The sequence below is a fragment of the Thermotalea metallivorans genome (assembly GCF_001562415.1).
Lineage (GTDB): Bacteria > Bacillota > Clostridia > Peptostreptococcales > Thermotaleaceae > Thermotalea > Thermotalea metallivorans.
The window spans coordinates 1-3347 of sequence record NZ_LOEE01000085.1; the positions used below are offsets into that span (position 1 = coordinate 1).

The 3347-nt window shown below is 51.8% G+C and carries 1 rRNA gene; it reads right to left on the reverse strand.

The features are described from left to right. Positions 1 to 92 precede the first annotated feature (92 nt). A 23S ribosomal RNA gene (locus tag AN619_RS14975) occupies positions 93 to 3151 on the reverse strand. Positions 3152 to 3347: the final 196 nt, after the last annotated feature.

The following is a 3347-nucleotide window of genomic DNA, read 5'->3' on the forward strand; positions in this document are numbered from 1 at the left end:
GTTGCCAGTTTTTTCTGGCAACGAATGTACCTTCAAAACTAAACAATGCAAAGAGAATCTTTTGCTGCTAACCCCTAAGGGCTAACAATAAACTGGTCAAGTCCTCGACCTATTAGTATCGGTCAGCTCAAGGCATTACTGCCCTTACACCCCCGACCTATCTACCAAGTCGTCTCCTTGGGGTCTTACTCCTTTCGGATGGGAAATCTCATCTTGAGGGGGGCTTCGCGCTTAGATGCCTTCAGCGCTTATCCCGTCCGTACATAGCTACTCAGCTGTGCTCCTGGCGAAACAACTGATGCACCAGAGGTACGTCCATCCCGGTCCTCTCGTACTAAGGACAGCTCCTCTCAAATTTCCTGCGCCCACAGCGGATAGGGACCGAACTGTCTCACGACGTTCTGAACCCAGCTCGCGTGCCTCTTTAATGGGCGAACAGCCCAACCCTTGGGACCTACTTCAGCCCCAGGATGAGACGAGCCGACATCGAGGTGCCAAACCTCCCCGTCGATGTGGACTCTTGGGGGAGATAAGCCTGTTATCCCCGGGGTAGCTTTTATCCGTTGAGCGATGGCCCTTCCACTCGGTACCACCGGATCACTAAGCCCGACTTTCGTCCTTGCTCGACCTGTTTGTCTCGCAATCAAGCTCCCTTCTGCCTTTACACTCTACGCGCGATTTCCATCCGCGCTGAGGGAACCTTTGGGCGCCTCCGTTACTCTTTAGGAGGCGACCGCCCCAGTCAAACTGCCCACCTGACAGTGTCCCAAAACCGGATTACGGCTCATGGTTAGAACTTCAGTATCACAAGAGTGGTATCCCAACGTCGACTCCACCTAGACTGGCGTCCAAGTTTCTTAGTCTCCCACCTATCCTGTACATGCAATACCAAAATCCAGTGTCAGGCTACAGTAAAGCTCCACGGGGTCTTTCCGTCCTGCTGCGGGTAACCAGCATCTTCACTGGTACTACAATTTCACCGAGTCCATTGTTGAGACAGTGCCCAAATCGTTACGCCTTTCGTGCGGGTCGGAACTTACCCGACAAGGAATTTCGCTACCTTAGGACCGTTATAGTTACGGCCGCCGTTTACTGGGGCTTAAGTTCTGTGCTTCGGTTCCCCTAACACGTCCCCTTAACCTTCCAGCACCGGGCAGGCGTCAGCCCCTATACTTCGTCTTTCGACTTTGCAGAGACCTGTGTTTTTGTTAAACAGTCGCTTGGGCCTATTCTCTGCGGCCACCTCGGGCGATTAACCCTACCGTGGCACCCCTTCTCCCGAAGTTACGGGGTCATTTTGCCGAGTTCCTTAACAATGGTTCTCTCGCTCGTCTTAGGATTCTCTCCTCGCCTACCTGTGTCGGTTTGCGGTACGGGCACCTAGATCTCGCTAGAGGCTTTTCTTGACAGTGTGGATTCGGTAAGTTCGCTACTCCTTTTTTCGCTCCCCATCACCTCTCAGGATTATCGAAGAACCGGATTTGCCTGGCTCTTCTCCCTACCGGCTTAGACGCACTCAACCAACGGTGCGCTTTACCTATCCTCCTGTGTCACCCCATCACTCTATCGATCTTCGGTGGTACAGGAATCTCAACCTGTTCTCCATCGCCTACGACCTTCGTCCTCGGCTTAGGTCCCGACTTACCCTGAGTGGACGAACCTTCCTCAGGAACCCTTAGGCTTTCGACGGGTGGGATTCTCACCCACCTCTCGCTACTCATGCCAACATTCTCTCTTCTGTACAGTCCACCACTCCTTCCAGTATGGCTTCTGCCCGTACAGAATGCTCCCCTACCCCTGATGTAGAACCAATACTACCCTCTAGGTTTTAGATTTTTGGATCTTGTCCTAACTTCTCTTGCCCTCTTCTTAGACTCCAAATCTTCCTAGAAGATCTCCTTTCATCCCCTTAGGAATTTCCCTAAAGAATACTATTGGTTCTACATCAAGCCGAAGCTTCGGTGTCAGGTTTGAGCCCCGGTAATCTTCGGCGCAGGATCACTCGACTAGTGAGCTATTACGCACTCTTTGAATGTATGGCTGCTTCTAAGCCAACATCCTAGTTGTCTGTGCAATCCCACATCCTTTCCCACTTAACCTGTACTTTGGGACCTTAGCTGTCGGTCTGGGCTGTTTCCCTTTTGACTACGAAACTTATCTCACGTAGTCTGACTCCCGGAGTTATGATTACGGCATTCGCAGTTTGATAGGCTTTGGTAACCGGTGAGGGCCCCTAGGCCATTCAGTGCTCTACCTCCGTTTCACTACCTCCGAGGCTAGCCCTAAAGCTATTTCGGGGAGAACCAGCTATCTCCGAGTTCGATTGGAATTTCTCCGCTATCCACAGGTCATCCCGTAGTTTTTCAACACTAATGGGTTCGGACCTCCACGAAATTTTACTCCCGCTTCATCCTGCCCATGGATAGGTCACCCGGTTTCGGGTCTACGGCATACAACTCATCCGCCCTTTTAAGACTCGCTTTCGCTTCGGCTCCGCAGTAAAACTGCTTAACCTCGCTGCATACCGTAACTCGTTGGCCCGTTCTACAAAAAGTACGCGATCGTTCTCTTATGGAACTCTCACTGCTTGTAAACATAGGGTTTCAGGTTCTATTTCACTCCCCTCCCGGGGTTCTTTTCACCTTTCCCTCACGGTACTATGCGCTATCGGTCACCAGGTAGTATTTAGCCTTGGGGGGTGGTCCCCCCTGCTTCCCACAAGGTTTCTCGTGTCTCGTGGTACTCTGGAGTATGCTCAGGAGTCCCCTCGTTTCGCCTACAGGACTTTTACCTTCTTCGGTGGGCCTTTCCAGACCTCTTTAGCTACAAGTCTTCTCCCTCTTTTGCATATCCGCAACCCCGTAAGTTTTCTTACGGTTTGGGCTCCTCCCTTTTCGCTCGCCGCTACTTAGGGAATCGAGTTTTCTTTCTTTTCCTCAGGGTACTTAGATGTTTCAGTTCCCCTGGTTTGCCTCCGCACTACCTATTTGTTCAGTAGTGGGTACTTAAGCTTCTCTTAAGTGGGTTTCCCCATTCGGATATCCCCGGATCTACGCCTGCTTGCGGCTCCCCGAGGCTTTTCGCAGCTTACCGCGTCCTTCTTCGGCTCCTGGTGCCAAGGCATTCACCCTATGCCCTTCCTTACTTGACCAGTTCGCTGTTTCTCTTGCATTGTTCAGTTTTCAAGGTGCATTTTCTAGCTGCAAGATGCTTTCTCGCCTCTCGCTTCTATTTTGGTGGAGCTTAGGAGGATCGAACTCCTGACCTCACGCTTATCAGGCAGGTGCGCTCCCACCTGAGCTACATCCCCACTTTCTCCCTTGCTGTCGCCGGTTGGCCCTTAGCTA